Below are 20,173 nucleotides of genomic sequence, written 5' to 3' on the forward strand. Positions count from 1 at the left end.
CGACAGGGAGGCACGCCCATGAGCCAGGAACGATCGGACACGCTGGTGCTTTTCGGCGCCACCGGCGATCTCGCCCACAAGAAGATCTTCCCCGCCCTTTACGCCATGGTGGCCAAAGGGACGCTGAACGAGCCGGTGATCGGCGTCGCCTTCGATCCCTGGGACCTCGCCAAGCTGCAGGCGCGCGCCCGCGACGGCATCGTCAACGCCTTGGGCGGCATCGACGACAAGATCTTTGCCAGGCTTGCATCGCTGCTGCGCTATGTCAGCGGCGACTATCGGGCGCCTGCGACCTTCGAGAAGCTGAAGACCGCGCTCGGCAGCGCTGAGCGGCCGCTGCACTATCTGGCGGTGCCGCCGGCGATGTTCGAGGTGGTCGTCCAGGGGCTGGAGCAGTCGGGCGCCGCCCAGGGCGCGCGCCTGATGGTGGAAAAGCCGTTCGGCCACGATCTGCAATCGGCGCGCTGGCTGAACCGGGTGCTGCATCTGGTCTTCGACGAAAAGTCGATCTTCCGCATCGACCATTATCTCGGCAAGGAGGCGATCCAGAACCTGCTCTATTTCCGCTTCGCCAATTCCTTCCTCGAGCCGATCTGGAACCGCAATTACGTCGAGAGCGTGCAGATCACCATGGCCGAGGATTTCGGCGTCGAGGGCCGCGGCCGCTTCTATGACGAGGTCGGCTGCATTCGCGACGTCATCGAAAACCATCTGCTCAACATCCTCTTGCTGCTCGCCATGGAACCGCCGGTCGGCCGCTCGGCCGACGATCTCATCGACGAGAAGGTGCAGGTCCTGCGGGCGATCCGGACGCTGACCAGGGACGATGTGGTGCGCGGCCAGTTCGACGGCTATCTCAACGAGCCGGGCGTGGCGCCGAACTCGCCGGTCGAGACCTTCGCGGCGGTGCGCTTTTTCGTCGATACCTGGCGCTGGCAGGATGTGCCGTTCTTCATTCGCGCCGGCAAATCCCTGCCGGTGCACGCCACCGAGGTCATCGTGCGGCTGAAGCGGCCGCCGCTCGACGTCTTCGATCCGATCAAGCCCGGCGACTGCAATCACGTGCGCTTCCGCATCGATCCTCAGGTGGCGATCTCGATCGGAGCCCGGCGCAAGGCGCCCGGCGATGACATGGTCGGTGAGCAGGTCGAGCTCACCGCGCTGGACGATTCGAAGGGCGACATGCCGCCTTACGAGCGGTTGATCGGCGACGCCATGAACGGCAACGGCCAGCTGTTCACCCGCCAGGACGCCAGCGAGCTCGCCTGGCGCATCGTCGGCCCGGTGCTCGGCGACACCACGCCGCCCCTTGTCTACGCGCCAAAGACCTGGGGGCCGGCCGAAGCCATGGCTGGATTCGGGCCGCAGAACGGCTGGATCAATCCAGCGAAATGATTTCTGGGAGGCGAAAGCGATGGCCAAGGCGATGAAGCAACCGGCATCGGAGGAAGAAAAGATCGTGCTTGCGATCGATATCGGCGGCTCGCATGTCAAGATCCGCACCAGCGCCGGCGGCGACGAGCGCAAGACCGCTTCCGGACCGGAGCTTACGCCGCAGCAGATGGTCGCGGCGGTGAAGACGCTCGCCGAAGGGCTGCACTACGATGTCGTCTCGATGGGCTATCCGGGCCCGGTGCATCACAACCGGCCGCTGACCGAACCCGCCAATCTCGGCAAGGGCTGGGTCGGCTGCGATTTCGCCGCCGAGTTCGGCAAACCGGTCAAGGTCGTTAACGATGCGCTCATGCAGGCCATCGGCAGTTATGAGGGCGGCCGCATGCTGTTCCTTGGCCTCGGCACCGGCCTGGGGGCCGCGATGATCGTTGATAGCGTTGCCCAGCCGATGGAGCTTGCCCATCTTCCCTACAAGAAGCGCGGCAGTTTCGAAGACTATGTCGGCGAACGCGGCCTGCAAAAGCGCGGCAAGAAGAAATGGCGCAAACACGTCTTCGACGTGGTCGACCGGCTTCGCGCCGCCATGCAGCCGGATTACGTGGTCATCGGCGGCGGCAATGTCGACGAACTCACCGACTTGCCCGCCGATTGCAGACGCGGCGACAACACACGCGCCTTCGAAGGCGGATTTCGACTGTGGCGCGACAAATCCCTGATTATCTGATATTGCTGATTGTCTGATATTATCGAGCACCGGCTCAGGGTTGTTAATCCCGCGCTGCCGTTAGTATTATTATTCAAAATAATGTGTGACGTGGTGCGGCGTCATTGCATTGCGCAGATTTGCCGACTAGGAATTTCTGCGACCCCCATGGACGGAGAGATAGATTGACCGACGACAACAACAACGCTCGCAAACACATCGACCTGCTCGAGCTGACCGCCCATATCGTCTCCGCATACGTCGAGAAGAACCGCTTGCCGGCTTCCGGCCTCGGCGATCTCATCGCCAGCGTCAGCGCTTCCATAGGCGGCCTCGGGCAACCGGCTGTGCCGGTCGCCGCGCCGCTGACGCCTGCCGTCAATCCCAAGAAATCGGTGACGCCGGACTACATCATCTGCCTCGAGGACGGCAAGAAGTTCAAATCCTTGAAGCGCCATATCGGCGTTCATTTCGGGCTGACGCCCGACGCCTATCGCGCCAAATGGGGCCTGCCGTCGGACTACCCGATGGTCGCCCCCAACTACGCGGCCTCGCGTTCGCAGCTGGCCAAGGCGATCGGCCTCGGCCGCAAAGCCGCCCCGCCCGCGCCCGTCAAGGGCAGGGGCAGGAAGGCCAAGGCGCCGGCTTGATACCATTGGATCGAGCGGGATGCACATTGAACGCGTTCTGCTGATCGGTCTGTTGGTGTTCAGCGGAAGCTGCGACGCTCGAAGCTAACGGCATGGCATCCTAGGGTCTGCGCCGCGTCGCTTCGCTCCTTGCTCCGCCCTAGGACGAAGGTAGGATGGCTGAAGGCTAATCGCTGATATCGGAGAGTGGCAGCGCGTCCGGTGTATCGGACGACGATTGATGGCGAATTACAAGCTTTCGAGATTGGCCGAACATCCCTCCAATTCGTCATCCCAGGGCGGAGCAAGGAAAAAGCGACGCGGCGCAGACCCTGGGATCCATGCCGTTACCACGCGGCAGTGCGCCTACGGACCAGAACCGAACTACCACCCCGTTCCGCGAAAAAGCTCGAACCACTCTGGATTGGTCTTCTCGATCAGCTCGATCTTCCACTGCCGCGGCCAGCGCTTCAGCGACTTCTCGCGCTGAATGGCGTCACGAATGTCGAAATGTTCCTCGTACCAGACCAGGCGCTGCACGCCGTAGCGGCCGGGGAAGCGCGAACCTTGGCCGGATTTGTGCTCCGGCATGCGGCGGCCGAGATCGTTGGTGACGCCGATGTAGATCGTGCCGCGCTTCTGGCTCGCGGTCATGTAGGTATAGCCGGTCATGGCTGAAGGGTAGCTGGCACAGTTGCGGATACAAGCGCCGTTCTGAGCCGCTGTATTCTTCGGCTGAGGTAGCGGCATGGATCCCAGGGTCTGCGCCGCGTCGCTTCGCTCCTTGCTCCGCCCTGGGATGACGAAGCGAGAGGTGTTTCGGCTAGTCTCGAAGGTTTGCAATTTGCCATGCGCTTGTTATCTGCCACGACGAAATTGTTGATCCAGGCCGGATTTTTGCGCGCGCCTCCGGCCGAACTGCGCTAAAGGCTCTTTTGGCCGGACCAGCGCCCATCGTGGAAGTGCCCCGCCGGCCGACATCGCCGCCACGGGGCCTTATTCCATGACCACAGAATCCCAAGTACCATCCGAGCAGCGCTATGCCGCCTTTCGCCACCGGCCGTTCCTGAGCTACTGGGCGGCGCGCTTCCTCTCGACATTCTCCACCCAGATCGTGTCGGTCGCCGTCGGCTGGCAGATCTACGATCTCACCCGCGACCCGTTCGACCTCGGCCTTGTCGGCATCGTCCAGTTCCTGCCTTCGCTGCTGCTGGTGCTGGTTACCGGCGACGTTGCCGATCGTTTCGGGCGCCGGCTGATCATGGCGCTGGCGGTGCTGGTCGAGGCGGGCTGCGCCTTGGCCCTGCTGCGGCTGACGCTACGCGGCCTCTCCGGGCCGATGCCGGTCTTCATCGTGCTCGCCATGTTCGGCATCGCGCGCGCCTTCTTCGGGCCGGCCTCCTCATCGCTGTTCGCCAATCTGGTGCCGCCCGAGGATTTCGCCAACGCCATCGCCTGGAACTCGTCCGCCTGGCAGACGGCAACCATCGTCGGGCCGGTCGCCGGCGGCCTGCTCTACGGGCTTTCAGCCGAAGCCGCCTACACCACCGCCGCCGTGCTGATGCTGGTTGCCGCCGTGCTGATCTTCACCATCCCGAAGCCTGCCCAGCGCAGCCGGACCGACAGGCCGACGGTACAGACCCTGTTCGCCGGCTTCGGCTATATCTGGAGCGAAAAGATCGTGCTCGGCGCGATTTCGCTCGATCTGTTTGCGGTGCTCCTGTCCGGCGCCTCGGCGCTGCTGCCGGTCTACGCGCGCGATATCCTCGAACTCGGCCCATGGGGGCTCGGCCTGTTGCGCTCGGCGCCCGGCGTCGGCGCCATCTGCGTCGCCATCTGGCTGGCCGGACACCCGATCCGCAACCATGCCGGCCTTGTCATGCTCGGCTTCGTCGCGCTGTTCGGCGCGTTCACGGTTCTGTTCGGCCTCTCGACCATCACCTGGCTGTCGATTGCGGCCCTTGCGCTGCTCGGCGCCACCGACATGTTCAGCGTCTATATCCGCGAGACGCTGATCCAGCTGTGGACGCCGGACGACGTTCGCGGCCGCGTCAACGCTGTCAACCAGGTGTTTGTCGGCGCTTCCAATGAGCTCGGCGAATTCCGCGCCGGTACCATGGCGGCGTTGATCGGCACGGTTCCGGCCGTGGTGGTCGGGGGTGTCGGGGCGATCGCTGTTGCCGGCCTATGGGCGGTGCTGTTCCCGCAGCTGCGCAAGGTGCATCATCTCAGGGGGCGAAACTGATTACCGCAGCGCCGGCTTGCCGAAAATCATCGATAGGAACTCGCCGAGCCAGCGCTTGAGGTGCATGTCCCAGATCAGCCGGCCGCCGAGATGGTCGCGGCCGGGCTGCGCGCCGGGCAGTTCGAAGCGGTGCGCGCCGCGCACCACCCAGCGCTGCATCATCGCCCGGGTCAATTCGCCATGGAACTGAATGCCCCAGGCATTGTCGCCATAGCGGAAGGCCTGGTTGGGATAGGTTTCGGCCGTCGCCAAAAGCGTCGCGTCCTTCGGCAGCGAAAACCCTTCGCGATGGAACTGATAGACCATCTCCGGCCAATGCATCAGCCTGCTGCCCGCTTCGGTCGCCTTCAGCGGATACCAGCCGATTTCGACGAGGCCCTCGCCATGGCCCTCGACCCTGCCGCCAAGATGCTTGACCAGCATTTGCGCGCCGAGGCAGATGCCAAGCAGCGGCCGGTTCTCGTTGAGCGGAATTTTGAGCCAGTCGGTCTCGCGGCGGACGAACTCGTCGCCGTCATTGGCGCTCATCGGCCCGCCGAACACCACGGCGCCGGCATGGCCATCCAGCGTCTGCGGCAAGGCCTCGCCGAGCGGCGGTCGGCGGATGTCGAGGTCGAAGCCTTCCTCGATAAGCATATGGCCGACCCGTCCGGGGCTCGAATGCTCCTGATGCAGCACGATCAGGATCTTTGGTCTCGGACTTGGCTTGGGCGGCATTGGAAGGCGGGATCCTGTCTATTCGTCGCTTGAGGTTCCGGCGGCACCAGGAGCCGCGGCGGCCGCCTTGAGACGCGCCTCGACACGGTCGCGACGTTCGACGCCGATAAGCTCGGCGACCCGCCACACGGTATTGTCCTCGAGTTCGTGCAGCTCGCCATCGGCATAGACGATCTCCCACATCAGGCCGATGAAGGCCTTTCGCGCCTCGGCGTCGAGATGGCGCTTGAGCACGCTAGTGAAAGCGTAGAGGTCGATCGCCTCATTGTCGGCCCGCTCGCCGGCAGCCGCCAACGCGTCGAGTTCGTCGCCGCTGATCGAGTAGCTTTCCGCCAGCACCTTCTTGAACCGTTCCCATTCGGTATCCTGGCGCACCCCGTCGGCGTTCATCACGTGGAAAAGCAGGGCGGACGCGGCAATGCGCGGATCGTCGGCGCTGGGGCTGGCGCCACCACCGGACGGCAGATCCCTTAGAAACGACAAAACGCGTTCGAACATCAAATCATTCCCAATAAGCCCGGGTCCACTTGACCCTGATCAGAACAAACGAAACCGGCGCGTCGATTTATCCGCCGCGTCGTCTGGATCGACGCCGGGGTCGTCGGGCAGCCGCGTCAGCTCCTGCGCCGGCTCGACGGCCTCGGCATCTTCCGGCACTTGGGCAAACGCCGCCGCGGTGATTGGTGTCACATGATCCTCGCCGGCACGGTCGTCCGTCTTCTCCTCGGTCGCTGTGCCCGGTGTCTCCGCCGTGTGCTCGATCGTCCCGGCTCTTTCCTGTACCGGCCTGGCTGGAGCCGCGATGGCCGGCACCGGCGCCTCCGGCGTATCCTCATGACCGTCGATCAACTGTCCGAGCCGCTCTATCGGCGCCCGCCATTCGAATGCGTCGAGCCTGCCGGTGATCGGCGATATCGGAGCCCAGCGCTCGGAGACGACGCCGTCGGCGACCCAAGCCGGGTCGCGCGGCGCTCTCACCGCTTTCGACAGCAACTGCCGCACCTTGCCCTGGTCGGCGGTTTCGGCCTCCTCGATATCGGCCAGCAGCAGATAAGCGCCTACGCGGCGATCGATGCGGATGGCGGCTTCAGCCTCCCGGCGGGCGGTTGAAAACTCCTGCGCATCTAGCGCGGCGCGCGCCACGGCAAGCGAGGACTCGGCATGGTTCTTCTTCAGCTCCTGCAGCTTCTTTGCCCGGTTCAGCCGGTCGAGCACGGCATCGCCCGGCCTGGCATGGCTGTAGAGCTCGGCGATCTCCGGATGGGGCTCGGCCTTCCACGCCGCCTCGAGGATTTTCGAGCCTTTGCGCACGTCGTTCTGCCTAAACAGCAATTTCGCCGCGACGACCGCCGCCGGTGCAAAATCCGGCCGCAGCCGGTTGGCTTCGAGCGCCGCCGCCCTTGCGGCATTGGCATCGCTGTCGATCAGCGCCTGCGCCTTGGCGGTCAGCAGCACGGCGCGGCGCCGGTTGGCGGCGTCACGCTCGATCTGCCGGGTCGACTTCTGGGCGTCGACCAGTTTCAGCGCGCCATCCCAGTCGCCGCGTCCGGTCAGGTCTTCCAGCGTCGATTCGGCCGCCCAGGCCAGTTGCGGCGCCACCGCCGCGGCACGGCCGGCATAGTGGCGGGCTGCGTTGCGGTCGCCGAGCCGCTCGGCCTCGAGATAAAGCCCGCGCAGGCCGAGCAGCCGCATTTCGGGATCATCGAGCATGGTCTCGAACTTTTCGCGGGCGCCTTCATGGTCGCCTTCGAGCAGCGAGGCCTGCGCGTCGAGCAGCTGGATCAGTGGCTCCTGATCGGAGCGGATCAGCTTTGCCGCTTCCTTGGTCTTCTTGCGGGCGAGCGCGCCGTCACCGGCGCCGGCGGCGATCATCCCGGTCGACAGCGCCTGGTAGCCGCGGTCGCGGCGACGCACGCGGAAATAGCGCGAGATCGTATAGGGGCTGTTCCACAGCGCCTTGACCAGCCACCAGACGATCATCACCGCGGCAACCACGGCAACGACCGCCACCGCCGCGACCATCAGGCTGACCTGGTATTGATAGCCGTTGAAGGTGACGAGCATTTCGCCCGGCCGGTCGGCCAGCCAGGCGAAGCCGAGCCCGAGCGCAAAGACGACGGCAAGGAAGGCGAGGATGCGGATCATTGGGTTCCTCACGCCTTCATCGCGCCGGCGATGAGCGAATCGATCTGCGTCTCGACCTCCATCCGCGCTTTCAGCTTGCCGGCAAAGTCGGCGCCGGCGGCCTTGGCCGCCTCAGGCAGGGTTTCGTATTCGCTGAGCGCCTTGGCGTAGTCGCCCTGGTTGACCGCGACCTCCATGCGCGCGACGGTTTCCGGAACGCCGGTGCCTTCGACGGCGCCGATCGGCCTGACCTTGACCAGCGATTCGGCGCTGGACAGCAGCTTCTGCAGGATGCCGGCATTCTGGTCGATGGGCGTCGCGGCAGCGACCATCGCGTTGGCGGCGCCGTCCGCTTCGGCGGCGATCTCGGAGCGCATCGGGACGCCCTTTTCGGCATAGGTGCGCAACGTCGCGATCTCGGGCGCATCGGGTGAGATCGCGGCAAAGGTTTCGAGCTCGGCGGCGAACGGTGCACCACGGTCGAGCGCTGCCTTGAGCGCCGAAGCGGCAATGGCCAGTGCGATCTTCGGCTGCGAAGCCTGTGCATCGACCTTGCCCGAGATCTGTGAAACCGACTGTTCCAGGGCCGCAAGCCGGCTGTCCTGCGCCTTTGTCGTCTCGCCGGCCGATTTCACCAGCGCATCGAGCGCGGCCAGCCTTTCGTTGAGCGGGCCGAGATCGACCGGCGCCCTACCGCCGGCCTTGCCGAGGGCCGCAACCGCCGTCTCGATCTGCCTTACCTTGTCGCCAAGTACTGCCAGGCCGGCATTGCCGCCGGCGCCGCCTTGCTCGACCGCCGACTTCAACGTCGCAACGTCCGCCCTGACCTGGTCCAGCGCCGACGACACCCCGTCCACCTTGGCCGATGCGTCATTGTTGGCGCCGGCCTGTCTGAGGTCCGCGACCTCGCGTTTCAGCGAAACGATCTCACCATTGACCGCGTCGAGCGACACGCCGCCCGACCCCGGCGCACCGAGCAGGCCGGCAAATTGCAGCCCGCCGGCCGCGGCGAGGGCGATGACGCCGCCGATAATACCGGCGGCGATGCCGTTGATGCCGCTTCGCTTCGGCTGCGCTGCCATATGGTCGTCCCCCGTCTCAGCTGTCTTCTCGCCGGAACCTGGGATCCCCGGTTCGTTGGCCCCGCTTCCGCTGGATGCATCTTCGAAACTGTAGTCGGAAACCGTGGAGCGCCCGGCCGGCGCATCCGAACCGGCGGGATAAGGGGTTTCCGCTTCCCTGGCAGAGTCGACGCCGGCGTCCGCCGGCTCTTGCGTGCCGGCCGGCGCGGCTGCGTCGGCATGTTCCCATGGCTCGAGATCGGTCTGGTCCGCATGCACCGGCTCTTCAGGTGGCTCCGGCTGCGAGGCGTTCGCCGCTTCCTCGGCCCGCGCCTCGTCGGTCTGCGAGGTCACGGCATCCTGTTCGTCGGCGACTCGCGAGACGGCGCCAGGCTCAAGCTCGATGGTCACCGGCTCACGGCGGCTCTTGGAATGCCGCATCTTCGGCGTCTTGACCATGCTCGGGCTCCGCAAAATTCGCTTCGGGATGGTTTGAAGGGTCTAGCACATCACCAAGCGGTGAAAAGGGGCGGCGTGATGACGCCACGGCTTGGAGTTCAGTTTTGGCAAAACGCCGCAGGGCCGAATCCATGTTTCAAGCCAAGGCCATGCTCGGCACACAAAAAACCCGCCTCGGCGGGCGGGTCGTTGGAGCCAATTAGCACCGTAACCAAATTAGTAGCATAGCTGCCGGCACAAAGCAAGAACAAAATGTGCCCGAGGGCAGCCATCCACGTTGGCACTGCCCCTCATCGCCCTGCCGGGCACTTCTCCCCGTATAGTGACGGGGAGAAGGGCTGTCACGAGTCTCGACGCTTCTTCTGCAACGCTGGAGGTTGGTGAAATCCTCGACGAAGGCACCCTCTCCCCGTCACTATACGGGAGAGGATGCCGGCAGGCAGGTGAGGGGCGGCGCCAACGTTTGGAACAAGCTGGCACAGAGCAGCGGCGGATGCCGGTCAGCGCGACGCCTGCAAAAGTCCCAACAGCGCGTCCTCGCTGGGCTCAGGCGCAATCCGGATCTCGGCGACATCGCCCAAGGCCGCGGCGATGCGCCCCGATAATCCGAAAAAGCGCGTTTTTTCAAAAACACCGCGCAGCACCGGCCGGCTAGCCAGGGCCTGCATAGCGGTGGCCGCCTTGGCCGAATAGAGCAGCACCGCCTCGACCGGCCGGGCGGACAGGCGCGCAAGAACGGCCTCGTCGGAGTAATCCAGGACAACGGTGTCGTAGGTCTCGACGGCGCGGACCTGAACGCCCGACGCCAACAGCCCTTCCTCGAAGCCGGGAAATCGCACCCGCCCGCAGAGATAGACGATCGTCTGCCCCGCGTAACCGCCAGCAAGCGCATCGGCCAGCGCCTCGGCATTGCCCGGGCCTTCGCTGACCGACAGAAACCCGGCAGCGCGGGCGGCTTCCGCCGTCTTCCTGCCGACGGCGTGGCACGGCAAGCCGGCGAGCGCCGCGATGACCTCTTTCGGCGCATGGCGGACGGCATTGGCGCTGGTGACCGCGACTGCCGCGGCGTCAGCGAGCGCGCCGGCATCGACCGGCAGCGCCACGGTTCCGGTCAAGGGCAGCAGGATCGGCTGAAAGCCGGCATCCGCAAGCCGGCGCCCCGTGCGCGACGCGCCCGGTTCGGGCCTCGTCACAAGGACGCGGAGCATGTCAGGTCCAGCCATCGAAGAATGTTTCGCCGGCCTTGGCCCGAACGGTCGCCGCGGCTTCCGCGCCAATGCGCGCCGCCTCCTGCGCCGGCCCTTGCAGCCTGACTTCATGCGACTGCGTGCCATCGGGCGAGATGATCAGCCCGGCAAAGGAAACCGTTCCGCCCGATATCGTCGCATGTCCGGCGATCGGCGTGCGGCAGGACCCGTCGAGCGCCGCCAGGAAGGCGCGCTCGCAGGCCAGCGCCTCGCCAGTCGGCCCGTCGTGGATCGCTGCCAGCATCTGTTCCACGTCGCGGTCTCCGATGCGGCTTTCGATGCAGATCGCGCCTTGCCCCGGCGCCGGCGGAAAGACCTCGAGCGGCATCAGGTCGGTGACGACGTCTTCGAGCCCGAGCCGCTTCAGCCCGGCATAGGCGAGGATGGTGCCGTCGGCGATGCCGTCGTCGAGCTTGCGCAGCCGCGTCTGCACATTGCCGCGAAACATCACCACTTCGACGTCCGGCCGCATCCGCCGGATCAGCGCCTGGCGCCGCAGCGACGACGAACCGACCCTGGCGCCTTGCGGCAGGCCGGCAATCGTTCGCGCCGCCTTGCCGATGAAGGCATCGCGCGCGTCCTCGCGCGGCAGGAACGCGGACAGTTCCAGCCCCTCGGGCAACAGCGTCGGCATGTCCTTCGACGAATGCACGGCGATGTCGATGCGGCGCGCCAGCAGCGCCTCCTCGATCTCCTTGGTGAACAGGCCCTTGCCGCCGGCTTCCGACAGCGGCCGGTCCTGGATGCGGTCGCCGCTGGTCGAGATGACGACCACCTCGAAAGCTTCCGCCGGCATGCCATGCGCCGCCATCAGTCGCGCCTGCGTTTCATGCGCCTGCGCCAGCGCCAGCGGGCTGCCGCGTGTTCCGATTTTCAAGGTTGTTTGCATGACGCGCCGTCCGTGATAACCCCCGGCAGGTTTTCGGGTTTTCTCCTATCGGGGAAAGGCCGACAGTACAATCTGTACGATTTTTGGACAGCGACGAATTGATCCGCGTTCTGGGCATCGAGACGAGTTGCGACGAGACCGCCGCCAGCGTGGTGGCGCTGGACGGTCGCAGCACGCCGCAAATCCTGTCGAACATCGTGCTCAGCCAGATCGAGGAGCATGCCGCTTTCGGCGGCGTCGTGCCGGAGATCGCCGCGCGCGCCCATGTCGAGGCGCTCGACGGCATCATCGAGGCAGCGCTCGCCGATTCCGGCGTCGACCTCGCCGATATCGATGCGATTGCCGCCACCGCCGGTCCCGGTCTTGTCGGCGGGCTGATCGTCGGCCTGATGACGGCCAAAGCAATCGCCGCGGCAGCCAAAAAACCGCTGATCGCCATCAACCATCTCGAAGGCCACGCGCTGACGGCCAGATTGACCGACGGGCTCGACTTTCCCTACCTCTTGCTGCTGGTCTCCGGCGGCCATACCCAGATCGTCGCCGTACGCGGCGTCGGCGACTACCAGCGCTGGGCGACGACCATCGATGACGCGCTTGGCGAGGCCTTCGACAAGACGGCCAAGATGCTCGGCCTGCCCTATCCGGGCGGACCGAATGTCGAGAAGGCGGCGGCAATCGGTGACGCGACGCGTTTCGCCTTTCCGCGCCCGATGAAGGGCTCCGTGCAGCCCGATCTTTCCTTCTCCGGCCTCAAGACCGCGGTGCGCCAGGCGGCAACGGCGATTGCCCCGCTGAGCGACCAGGATGTTGCCGATATCTGCGCCTCGTTCCAGGCGGCGGTGGCGGATGCGCTGGGCGACCGTGTTGCGCGGGCGCTGACCCGGTTCCGTCAGCAATTCCCGGACAAGGCCGAGCCTGCATTGGTTGTCGCCGGCGGCGTGGCCGCCAATCGGACCATCAAGGCGACATTGCAGGGCCTGTGCGAGCAGGCCGGGTTCAGCTTCGTCGCGCCGCCGCTTAACCTCTGCACCGACAATGCGGCGATGATCGCCTGGGCCGGCATCGAGCGCTTGCGCGCCGGCATATCAGGTGAAAACGCCGCCGATTTCGTGCCGCGCTCGCGCTGGCCGCTGGACAGCGTCTCGGCCCCGATGGTCGGCTCGGGCCGGCGTGGGGCCAAGGCATGACCGGCAGCGAGCACAAGGCGCCAAGCGGCTGGCGCGTCGCCGTGCTCGGCGGCGGCGCCTGGGGCACGGCGCTGGCGCTGGCCACGCTGCGCGCCGGTCATTTCGTCCGCCTCTATGCGCGCGACCCGGAGACCGTCGCGGCGGTCGACCGTGGCGAAAATCCGCGCTATCTGCCGGGCATCGCGCTCGATCCCGGCATCGTGGCGACGAGCGACATCGAGGCGGCGCTCGACGGTGCCGACTGCGTTCTGGCGGTAGCGCCGGCGCAATCGTTGCGGATTATGCTGACGGCCGCGTCCAGCCATATGCCGAAAGGCGTCCCGCTGGTCCTCTGCGCCAAGGGCATCGAGCGCGACACCGGCGCGCTGCTATCGTCCATCACCGAGCAAATACTGCCGGCAAATCCGGTCGCCGCTTTGTCCGGCCCAAGCTTTGCCACCGACGTCGCCAGGGGCTTGCCGACGGCCGTCGTGGTCGCCGCCCGCGACGAGGCTCTGGCCACCGACCTTGCCGCCCGCTTTTCGGCGGAAAATCTGCGCTGTTATTCGAGCGACGATCTAATCGGCGTCGAGATCGGCGGCGCGCTGAAGAACGTCTTTGCCATTGCCGCTGGTGCCGTCACCGGCGCCGGGCTCGGTGCCAGCGCCCAGGCGGCTATGGTGACGCGCGGCTTCGTCGAATTGCGCCGCATCGGCGCCGCCTTTGGCGCCAGGCCGGAGACGCTGATGGGGCTTTCCGGCCTCGGCGACCTGCTGCTCACCTGCTCGTCCGCGCAGTCGCGCAATTTCGCCTATGGGCTGGCGCTGGGGCAAGGCAAGCCGCTTGCCGGCCTGCCTTTGGCCGAAGGCGTGCCGACGGCGGCAATCGCCGCCCGCATCGCCGGCGAGCGCCGGATCGACGCGCCGATCATCGCTGCCGTCGCCGCCATACTGGACGGCACCATAACCATAGACCAGGCTGTGTCGGCGTTGATGACAAGGCCACTCAAGACCGAAACCGACATGTGATTCCGAACGATTGCGGAGATGGAAAGATGCTGTTTGCGTTGATTTGCAAGGACAAGCCAGGAAGCCTGCAGGTGCGGCTCGATACGCGGCCCAAGCACCTTGCCTTCCTGGAAGGGCTGAACGGCGACAAGAAATTGGCCTTCGCCGGCCCGTTCCTCGACGCCGACGGCAAGCCGAACGGCACTCTCGCCGTTGTCGAGGCGCCCGATCTGGCTGCGGCAAGAGCCCTGTCGGCGGCCGATCCCTATACCAAGGCAGGGCTGTTCGAAAGCGTCGAAATCCGGCAGTGGAACTGGAGCTTCAACAAGCCGGCGGATATCTGATGCATGTCGCGCAAAAGTGTGCAGCGGTTTTGTGATAACGGCATGCATACAACAAGAACCTAAAGCGCGTCGCATGAGGCCGGTCGAACGCGACGCGCTTTTAGTCGCGGCGGCACCTGAGGAGGAGCAACACAATGAACTACTGGCTGTTCAAATCCGAACCTTCGGTCTTCTCCTTCGAGGACCTCAAGGCCAAGGGCAAGGCCGGCACGCAATGGGACGGCGTGCGCAATTATGCGGCGCGCAACAACATGAAGGCGATGCAGATCGGCGATCTCGGCTTCTTCTACCATTCCAATGACGGGCTGGACATCGTCGGCATCGCCGAAGTCTGCGCTCTGGCCCATCAGGACAGCACCACCGACGATCCCCGCTGGGAGTGCGTCGATATCCGCGCCTTCAAGGCCATGCCGAAGCCGGTGACGCTGGAGCAAGCCAAGGCCAATCAAAAGCTGGCCGACATGGCGCTGGTGCGGCTCGGGCGGCTGTCTGTGCAGCCGGTGACGCCGGCCGAATGGCAAGAGGTTTGCCGCATGGGCGAACTGACGCCGGCGCCATGACGGCGCTGACGCCGGACAGCGCCAGGAAATTCATCCTCGACAACACGGCGCTGATGGCGCCGCCGCATGTGCCGGAGATCCGCCTGCACCTGGCCGACGAGGCACATGAACTATGGCAGCGGACCGAGGACGAGCTGACCGAAATCGGCCTGCCGCCGCCCTTCTGGGCTTTTGCCTGGGCCGGCGGCCAAGGCCTTGCCCGCTACATCCTCGACAATCCGGCGGCGGTGCGCGGCAAGCGCGTGCTGGACTTCGCCTCCGGCTCCGGCCTTGTCGCCATTGCCGCGGTGAAGGCCGGAGCTGCCGAGGTGATCGCCGCCGATATCGACCCATTCTGCGCGACCGCGATCCGCCTCAATGCCGAGGCCAATGGGACCGAGATAGAATTCCTCGCCGGCGACTGCATCGGCAGCGATGCCGGCTGGGACGTGGTGCTGGCCGGCGACGTCTTTTACGACAAAACTTTCGCCGACAGGCTGATGCCATGGTTCGTCGCGCTGAAGGCGCGCGGCGGCGACATCCTCGTCGGCGATCCCGGCCGTTTCTATCTGCCGAGGGCGGGACTGGAACCGCTTGCCGTCTATGAAGTGGCGGTGACCCGGGCGCTGGAGGACGCCGAGGTCAAGCGCACCACCGCCTGGCGCCTTGCTTGACGGCATCGCCGAACAGGCGTTCCATCGCGCAATCGACCGGAGGGAACCATGGATTTTTCAGCAATCAATTGGCTGGCGGTAGTCGTCGCCGCCGTCGTGGCGTGGCTGTTCGGCGGGGCCTGGTACATGGGCTTGAGCAAGCCGTGGCTGAAGGCCGCCAAGCTTGATCCGGCGACGATGAGCAAATCGATGCTGCCCTTCGTCGTCTCCTTCATCGCGGAGCTCGTCATGGCGCTGGTCATGTCGCTGATCATCGGCGCCGTGACCGGCGGCGAGCCGAGCCTGCTTGCCGGGGTGATCTTCGGCTTCGTTCTCTGGCTGGGGTTCGTCGCCACCACGCTTTCGGTCAACCATCGCTACGAAGGTTTCGGCTGGGATCTGACGCTCATCGATGTTGGTCACTGGCTCGGCGTGCTGCTTCTCATCGGGGCGGTGATCGGCTGGTTCGGCGCGGCGGCGACAGGCTGACCGTCAGGTCGGCGTCTTGGCGACTTCCTCGAGGAGCCAAGCGCGAAAGGCGACGATGCGCGCATCGTTCGCCGCAGTCTCCGGATAGACCAGGAAATAGGCGAATTCGGGCGCGACCTTGATGCCGAGTTCGAACGGCCGGATCAGCCTACCTTCCGAAAGGTCGTTTGCCACCATGGCGAAATCGGCGAGCGCGACCGCGTTGCCGTCGAGCGCGGCCTGGACGGCATCGGTCGAATTGCCGAACACGATGGTCCGGCTGTCGTCGAAATCGTCGACGCCCGCCGCCGCCATCCACATGCTCCAGTTCGGCCAGGTGACGCCCTGGCGCGACCACTCGATATGGGCCAGCGTATGATGGAACAGGTCGCGCGGCTCCTTGAGCGGCGGCCCTGACCGCAGCAAGGCCGGGCTGCAGACGGGGATGATGACGTTTTCGAACAGCCGGTGCGAGCGAAGCCCCGGATATTTGCCGGTGCCGAAACGGATGCCGAGATCGACGTCGTCGCGATCGAAGTCGCGCACCTCGTAACTGATGTCGAAACGCAGCTCGATTGCCGGATGCTGCTTGCGAAAATCGTCGACGCGCCGCATCAGCCACTTCGTCGCGAATTGCGCATCGAGGGTGACCTTCAGCAGCGCCGATCCGCGCGCCGTCTTCTGCGCCCGTGAGACGGCCCGGCCAAGCAGGTCGAGCGCATCGGTCGAAGCTTCGAACAGCACCGCGCCCGCCTCGGTCAGCCGGATCGTGCGGCTGGTGCGTATGAACAGCACGATGCCGAGCTGATCCTCGATTTCCTTGATCTGATGGCTGACCGCTGCCGGCGTCAGGCCGAGCTCGTCGGCGGCGCGGGTGAAATTGAGGTGCCGCGCCGCTGCCTCCAGCGTCCGCAGCGCACGGGTTCCAGGCAGCAGGCGCGCCATCAGCGCCAGACGAGGAGGGTTCGGTCGAGCATTCCAACCCTCAAACAAAACTTGAAGATGCAGAAAAAACTACTCGTTTCCCGTTTGAATTTCAATCCGCCATGCTCTGAGCATCGAAGAAACATCAAACCGGATTTGATGTCCGGAGAAGCGGATTGCACCATGTCTGACATCGCCTTGCGCTCGGTAACCCTCCGCCCGGCCTGGCTGCGCACCATGCTTGACTGGCTTCGGCATGCAAAAATCGCCGTCAATCTTCCCTACGAGAATGTCGAGGATCTCTCCGATCGCCAGCTGCGCGACATCGGCGGCGAACGCAAGGACATCGCACGCGCCATGGACCGCGAACTCGGCCGGCTCGGCCTTCTCGACATCGGTTGGCAGAGGCCGAGGAAGCGGATAGGGCAGTAGTGAATGGTGAATGGTGAATGGTGAATGGGAAGCTAGGCGGTGCGCCTGCACATGTCCCTATCGATCGCTTCTCGCCACTCACTATTCACTATTCACTATTCACTATTCACTACCTCACCACCCTTACCACCGTCCGCTCCGACAGCAGCGGCAGCAGCCGTGCCATGGTGCGGGCCGTTACCGCGACGCAGCCTTGCGTCGGCGCGAAGCCGGGGCGCGCCAGGTGGAAGAAGATGGCGCTGCCGCGCCCGCGCCGGCGCGGCACAATGTTCCAGTCCAGCACCAGGCAGGCGTCATAGAGATCGTCGGTGCGCAGCATCCGCTCATGGCTGGCGCCATAGGGGATTTTGACCGGGCGGTTGTAGTTGCGGTCCCCAGGCACTTCGCACCAGCCGAGGTCGCGGCCGATCGGCATCATCGCCAGCCGCGTCCGGCGGCCGCCGGCAAAACGGTCGCCGCGAAAATATCCCGACAATATCCGCATCGAGGCAAGCGGCGTGGCGCCGTCGCCCTCGCGCTTGCCGGCCGAGATGCCGCCATGCCCCAGCGCACATGGAAACACGAGTTTGCCGGCCTGCAGAAAGCCCTGGCTGGGTTGGCCGGGGCGCGCGCGCACGGTGAGCACGGTGAGCCCTTTCGGCAAAATTGCGCCGACTGCATTGCGATCGTGTTTTTTCTTGTATGATCGTGCCACGGAACAAATCACTGTGAACGGCTGTTGTGCCGGTCAGCTTCCGCATAAACAGGCAGCGGTCAACTGAAATCTCTTTTCAAAACAACGGATTGATCCATGACTTCACGCACCATTCTGATCGTCGACGACGATGACGACCTGCGCGGCACCCTTGTCGAGCAATTGTCGCTTTATGAGGAATTCGATGTCCTGCAGGAAGCGACCGCCGCCAAAGGCGTCGCCACGGCGCGTGGCGGGCTCATCGACCTGCTCATCATGGATGTCGGCCTGCCCGACATGGATGGCCGCGAGGCGGTAAAGATATTGCGCAAGGGCGGCTACAAGGCGCCGATCATCATGCTGACCGGCCATGATACCGATTCCGACACCATCCTTGGCCTCGAGGCCGGCGCCAACGACTATGTGACGAAGCCGTTCCGTTTTGCCGTGCTGCTGGCCCGCATCCGCGCGCAGTTGCGCCAGCACGAACAGAGCGAGGACGCCACTTTCTCGGTCGGCCCCTACACGTTCAAGCCCAGCCAGAAGCTTCTGATCGACCCGCGCGGCGCCAAGGTGCGGTTGACCGAAAAGGAAGCCTCGATCATCAAATATCTCTACCGTGCCGACCAGAAGGTGGTGACCCGCGACGTGCTGCTGGAGGAAGTCTGGGGCTACAATTCCGGCGTCACCACGCATACGCTCGAAACTCACGTCTACCGGCTGCGCCAGAAGATCGAGCGCGATCCTTCCAACGCGGAAATTCTCGTGACAGAAAGCGGCGGCTACAAGCTGGTTCCTTAAACATTTCATTATTCAAATAAGCGATCCGGGCGGGGCGCTTTTCGGGTACGGTCCTGAGGCTGGAGGTGGTTTTGGATCGGCCTCGTAGGGGAGGAGTCGGACTGACGGTTCGGGGACATAGCTAGATGGCGCTGGATGACGACATCCGCATCCTGTCCACCGTGAGGCTCTTCGAGGGCTTTACGCAGGAACAGCTGCGTCTGCTCGCCTTCGGCGCCGAAACCACCATGTTGAAAGCCGACCACAAGCTTTACCGCGAGGACGACGAGGCTGATTCGGCCTACATCGTGGTCAGCGGCCGCATCGTCCTCTACCGCGAGCACGACGGCGAGCGCATCCCGATCGGCACCGCCGGCCCCGGCACCATACTCAGCGAACTGGCGCTGATCGCCGACACCAACCGGCTGACCAGCGCCTCCGCCGAAATCGATTCGGAAGTGCTGCGGCTCAGCCGCAAGATGTTCCGCCGCATCCTCGAGGAATACCCGGAACTGGCGGTTCACTTGCACCAGCGCATTTTGGAGGATTTCCAGGCGATGATCCGCCGCATCGAGGAACTTGGGCCGCGTTTTGCCGGCTAATATAGCGCCTCTGGCCTAACCAGATCGATTTCGGAACTGCGAGGGCTCAGGGCCGGTGCGTTGCGGAAACAAGCTCGGCCTTGCGTCGCGCCGTCTCCAGTCCCAGCGCAATGAAGCGGCGCGCATGCTTGGCCAGCTCCATATTGTCGGTCCACAGATTGCGCCAGATCGCGGTTTTCCGCGACAGGTTCTCGTCGACGATTTCCGACGAGAAAGATTCGAAGCTGAGGTCGTCGCTGTAGCCGATGGCGGTCAGCGCGTCGAATATCGCGGCAAAATCGATATTGCCGGTGCCGAGGAAGCCGCGATGGCTCTCGCCGATATGGACATAGCCGATCTTCCCGACCGCATTGCGAATGGCCAGGCCGACATCGGCCTCCTCGATGTTCATATGGAAGCTGTCGAGATGCAGGAAGATGTTGTCGGAGCCGCTGTCCGCGATGAAGGCCATGCCTTGCGCGGCGGTGTTGAGCAGATTGCTTTCGAAGCGGTTGACGATTTCGAGGTTGAGGGTGACGCCGGCTGATTTTGCCGTGTCCGCCACCTCGGCCAGCGTGCCGGCGCTGCGGTTCCACTGGTCACGCGTCGGCGCCTCGCTCTGCAAGCCGTGGCTGGTGCTGAGTATGCCCGCAACCTTCTGGCCGCCGAGATCGCGGGTCAGCGCGATCGTACGTTCCAGGATTTCGACGCCGTGCGCGGCAATCGTTTTGTCGGCGCTCGAAATATCGCCGTCGGCCGGCAGTCCAATGCTGATCGCAACGCCGAGGCCGAGATCGGCGATCCGCTTGGCCAAGCCGTCAATGTCGACATTGGCGGGGTCGAGATAGGAGAATTCGATCAGGTCGAAGCCGGCTTCCCTGGTGTTGGCCAGCGTCCGCTCGAGGTCGCCCTGCGCCGAGCTCGCCGACCAGACGAATGAGTGGATTCCGATGCGCGACATGATCGTCTCCGGTTATTTCCAGCTGACCCAAGTCCAAAGCGGTTTTGGCAATCCGATGCTCGGACAAAAAGGTGGGGCCGGTCAAAACCGCCCCCCCAAGCGTGGGGGGGATTTGGCGCCGCGGGGCCCCCCCTGGTATAGATAAAAATTTTTTGGCGGGGAAGAGTAGGGTGGGG

Annotated in this window: 23 protein-coding genes; 13 read left to right on the top strand and 10 right to left on the bottom strand. The window is 64.8% G+C overall.

Going from position 1 to position 20,173, the window contains the following annotated elements:
- Positions 1–18 precede the first annotated feature (18 nt).
- From zwf to NKI47_RS26395, 3 genes are all read left to right on the top strand, one after another.
- On the top strand, positions 19–1,395 hold the full coding sequence (gene zwf, locus NKI47_RS26385) for a glucose-6-phosphate dehydrogenase (RefSeq protein WP_352594129.1): 1,377 nt from the start codon (positions 19–21) through the stop codon (positions 1,393–1,395).
- Between the two features lie 19 nt (positions 1,396–1,414).
- Positions 1,415–2,119, top strand: a complete 705-nt coding sequence (locus NKI47_RS26390) for an ROK family protein (RefSeq protein ID WP_352594130.1) — start codon at positions 1,415–1,417, stop codon at positions 2,117–2,119.
- A gap of 164 nt (positions 2,120–2,283) precedes the next feature.
- Positions 2,284–2,748, top strand: a complete 465-nt coding sequence (locus NKI47_RS26395) for a Ros/MucR family transcriptional regulator (protein ID WP_352569456.1) — start codon at positions 2,284–2,286, stop codon at positions 2,746–2,748.
- Between the two features lie 363 nt (positions 2,749–3,111).
- Here the strand turns inward: NKI47_RS26395 and NKI47_RS26400 are convergent, their stop codons facing one another.
- A complete protein-coding gene (locus NKI47_RS26400; protein WP_352568805.1) occupies positions 3,112–3,399 on the bottom strand; it encodes a GIY-YIG nuclease family protein in 288 nt (95 codons plus the stop codon).
- A 331-nt stretch (positions 3,400–3,730) separates the two neighbouring features.
- Between NKI47_RS26400 and NKI47_RS26405 the strand changes: the two genes are divergently transcribed.
- Positions 3,731–4,972: an MFS transporter gene (locus NKI47_RS26405; protein WP_352594131.1), complete on the top strand. Its 1,242-nt coding sequence runs from the start codon at positions 3,731–3,733 to the stop codon at positions 4,970–4,972.
- On the opposite strand, the gene NKI47_RS26410 is transcribed toward NKI47_RS26405, so the two are convergent.
- From NKI47_RS26410 to hemC, 6 genes are all read right to left on the bottom strand, one after another.
- Positions 4,973–5,689, bottom strand: a complete 717-nt coding sequence (locus NKI47_RS26410; protein ID WP_352594132.1) for a glutamine amidotransferase — start codon at positions 5,687–5,689, stop codon at positions 4,973–4,975.
- An 18-nt stretch (positions 5,690–5,707) separates the two neighbouring features.
- On the bottom strand, positions 5,708–6,187 hold the full coding sequence (locus tag NKI47_RS26415; protein ID WP_023678200.1) for a tellurite resistance TerB family protein: 480 nt from the start codon (positions 6,185–6,187) through the stop codon (positions 5,708–5,710).
- 39 nt (positions 6,188–6,226) lie between these two features.
- Positions 6,227–7,834: a heme biosynthesis protein HemY gene (locus tag NKI47_RS26420; protein ID WP_352594133.1), complete on the bottom strand. Its 1,608-nt coding sequence runs from the start codon at positions 7,832–7,834 to the stop codon at positions 6,227–6,229.
- An 8-nt stretch (positions 7,835–7,842) separates the two neighbouring features.
- Positions 7,843–9,333 (bottom strand): COG4223 family protein, encoded by a 1,491-nt coding sequence (locus NKI47_RS26425; protein WP_352594134.1) that lies wholly within the window; start codon positions 9,331–9,333, stop codon positions 7,843–7,845.
- Between the two features lie 500 nt (positions 9,334–9,833).
- Positions 9,834–10,541, bottom strand: coding sequence for a uroporphyrinogen-III synthase (locus tag NKI47_RS26430; RefSeq protein WP_352594135.1), 708 nt, complete (start codon positions 10,539–10,541; stop codon positions 9,834–9,836).
- 1 nt (position 10,542) lies between these two features.
- Positions 10,543–11,469: a hydroxymethylbilane synthase gene (gene hemC / locus NKI47_RS26435; RefSeq protein ID WP_352594136.1), complete on the bottom strand. Its 927-nt coding sequence runs from the start codon at positions 11,467–11,469 to the stop codon at positions 10,543–10,545.
- A gap of 101 nt (positions 11,470–11,570) precedes the next feature.
- Between hemC and tsaD the strand changes: the two genes are divergently transcribed.
- The 6 genes from tsaD (at position 11,571) to NKI47_RS26465 (ending at position 15,667) form a co-directional block, all read left to right on the top strand.
- Complete coding sequence (gene tsaD / locus NKI47_RS26440) at positions 11,571–12,656, top strand: tRNA (adenosine(37)-N6)-threonylcarbamoyltransferase complex transferase subunit TsaD (protein WP_352594149.1); 1,086 nt, start codon at positions 11,571–11,573, stop codon at positions 12,654–12,656.
- Positions 12,653–13,663 carry an NAD(P)H-dependent glycerol-3-phosphate dehydrogenase gene (locus NKI47_RS26445; RefSeq protein WP_352594137.1) on the top strand — a complete coding sequence of 337 codons (1,011 nt, stop codon included), beginning with the start codon at positions 12,653–12,655 and terminating at the stop codon, positions 13,661–13,663. The genes tsaD and NKI47_RS26445 overlap by 4 nt, the downstream gene beginning before the upstream one ends.
- 26 nt (positions 13,664–13,689) lie before the next feature.
- Positions 13,690–13,986, top strand: a complete 297-nt coding sequence (locus NKI47_RS26450; RefSeq protein ID WP_352594138.1) for a YciI-like protein — start codon at positions 13,690–13,692, stop codon at positions 13,984–13,986.
- Positions 13,987–14,120: 134 nt separating this feature from the next.
- Entirely contained in the window at positions 14,121–14,546 is a 426-nt protein-coding gene (locus NKI47_RS26455; RefSeq protein ID WP_352594139.1) for an EVE domain-containing protein, read from the top strand.
- Positions 14,543–15,199, top strand: coding sequence for a class I SAM-dependent methyltransferase (locus NKI47_RS26460; RefSeq protein ID WP_352594140.1), 657 nt, complete (start codon positions 14,543–14,545; stop codon positions 15,197–15,199). Before NKI47_RS26455 ends, NKI47_RS26460 begins: the two co-directional genes overlap by 4 nt.
- 48 nt (positions 15,200–15,247) lie before the next feature.
- A complete protein-coding gene (locus tag NKI47_RS26465) occupies positions 15,248–15,667 on the top strand; it encodes a DUF1761 domain-containing protein (RefSeq protein ID WP_352594141.1) in 420 nt (139 codons plus the stop codon).
- A gap of 3 nt (positions 15,668–15,670) precedes the next feature.
- Here NKI47_RS26465 and gcvA read toward each other — a convergent pair whose 3' ends face one another.
- Positions 15,671–16,591, bottom strand: coding sequence for a transcriptional regulator GcvA (gene gcvA / locus NKI47_RS26470; RefSeq protein ID WP_352594142.1), 921 nt, complete (start codon positions 16,589–16,591; stop codon positions 15,671–15,673).
- Positions 16,592–16,753: 162 nt separating this feature from the next.
- Here gcvA and NKI47_RS26475 point away from each other — a divergent pair, with 162 nt between their 5' ends.
- On the top strand, positions 16,754–17,002 hold the full coding sequence (locus NKI47_RS26475) for a hypothetical protein (RefSeq protein WP_352594150.1): 249 nt from the start codon (positions 16,754–16,756) through the stop codon (positions 17,000–17,002).
- Between the two features lie 109 nt (positions 17,003–17,111).
- Here NKI47_RS26475 and NKI47_RS26480 read toward each other — a convergent pair whose 3' ends face one another.
- The gene (locus tag NKI47_RS26480) at positions 17,112–17,648 is read right to left on the bottom strand and encodes a L,D-transpeptidase family protein (protein WP_352594151.1); all 537 of its coding nucleotides are present in this window, start codon (positions 17,646–17,648) and stop codon (positions 17,112–17,114) included.
- Positions 17,649–17,792: 144 nt separating this feature from the next.
- Between NKI47_RS26480 and NKI47_RS26485 the strand changes: the two genes are divergently transcribed.
- Together NKI47_RS26485 and NKI47_RS26490 are read left to right on the top strand one after the other, a co-directional pair.
- Positions 17,793–18,476: a response regulator transcription factor gene (locus NKI47_RS26485; protein ID WP_023680479.1), complete on the top strand. Its 684-nt coding sequence runs from the start codon at positions 17,793–17,795 to the stop codon at positions 18,474–18,476.
- 125 nt (positions 18,477–18,601) lie between these two features.
- The gene (locus tag NKI47_RS26490; protein ID WP_023680480.1) at positions 18,602–19,057 is read left to right on the top strand and encodes a Crp/Fnr family transcriptional regulator; all 456 of its coding nucleotides are present in this window, start codon (positions 18,602–18,604) and stop codon (positions 19,055–19,057) included.
- Positions 19,058–19,103: 46 nt separating this feature from the next.
- Here the strand turns inward: NKI47_RS26490 and NKI47_RS26495 are convergent, their stop codons facing one another.
- A complete protein-coding gene (locus NKI47_RS26495) occupies positions 19,104–19,997 on the bottom strand; it encodes a sugar phosphate isomerase/epimerase family protein (protein ID WP_352594143.1) in 894 nt (297 codons plus the stop codon).
- Between the last annotated feature and the right edge of the window lie 176 nt (positions 19,998–20,173).

Origin of the sequence: Mesorhizobium sp. M0633, from assembly GCF_040320645.1 — a bacterium.
Classification (GTDB): domain Bacteria; phylum Pseudomonadota; class Alphaproteobacteria; order Rhizobiales; family Rhizobiaceae; genus Mesorhizobium.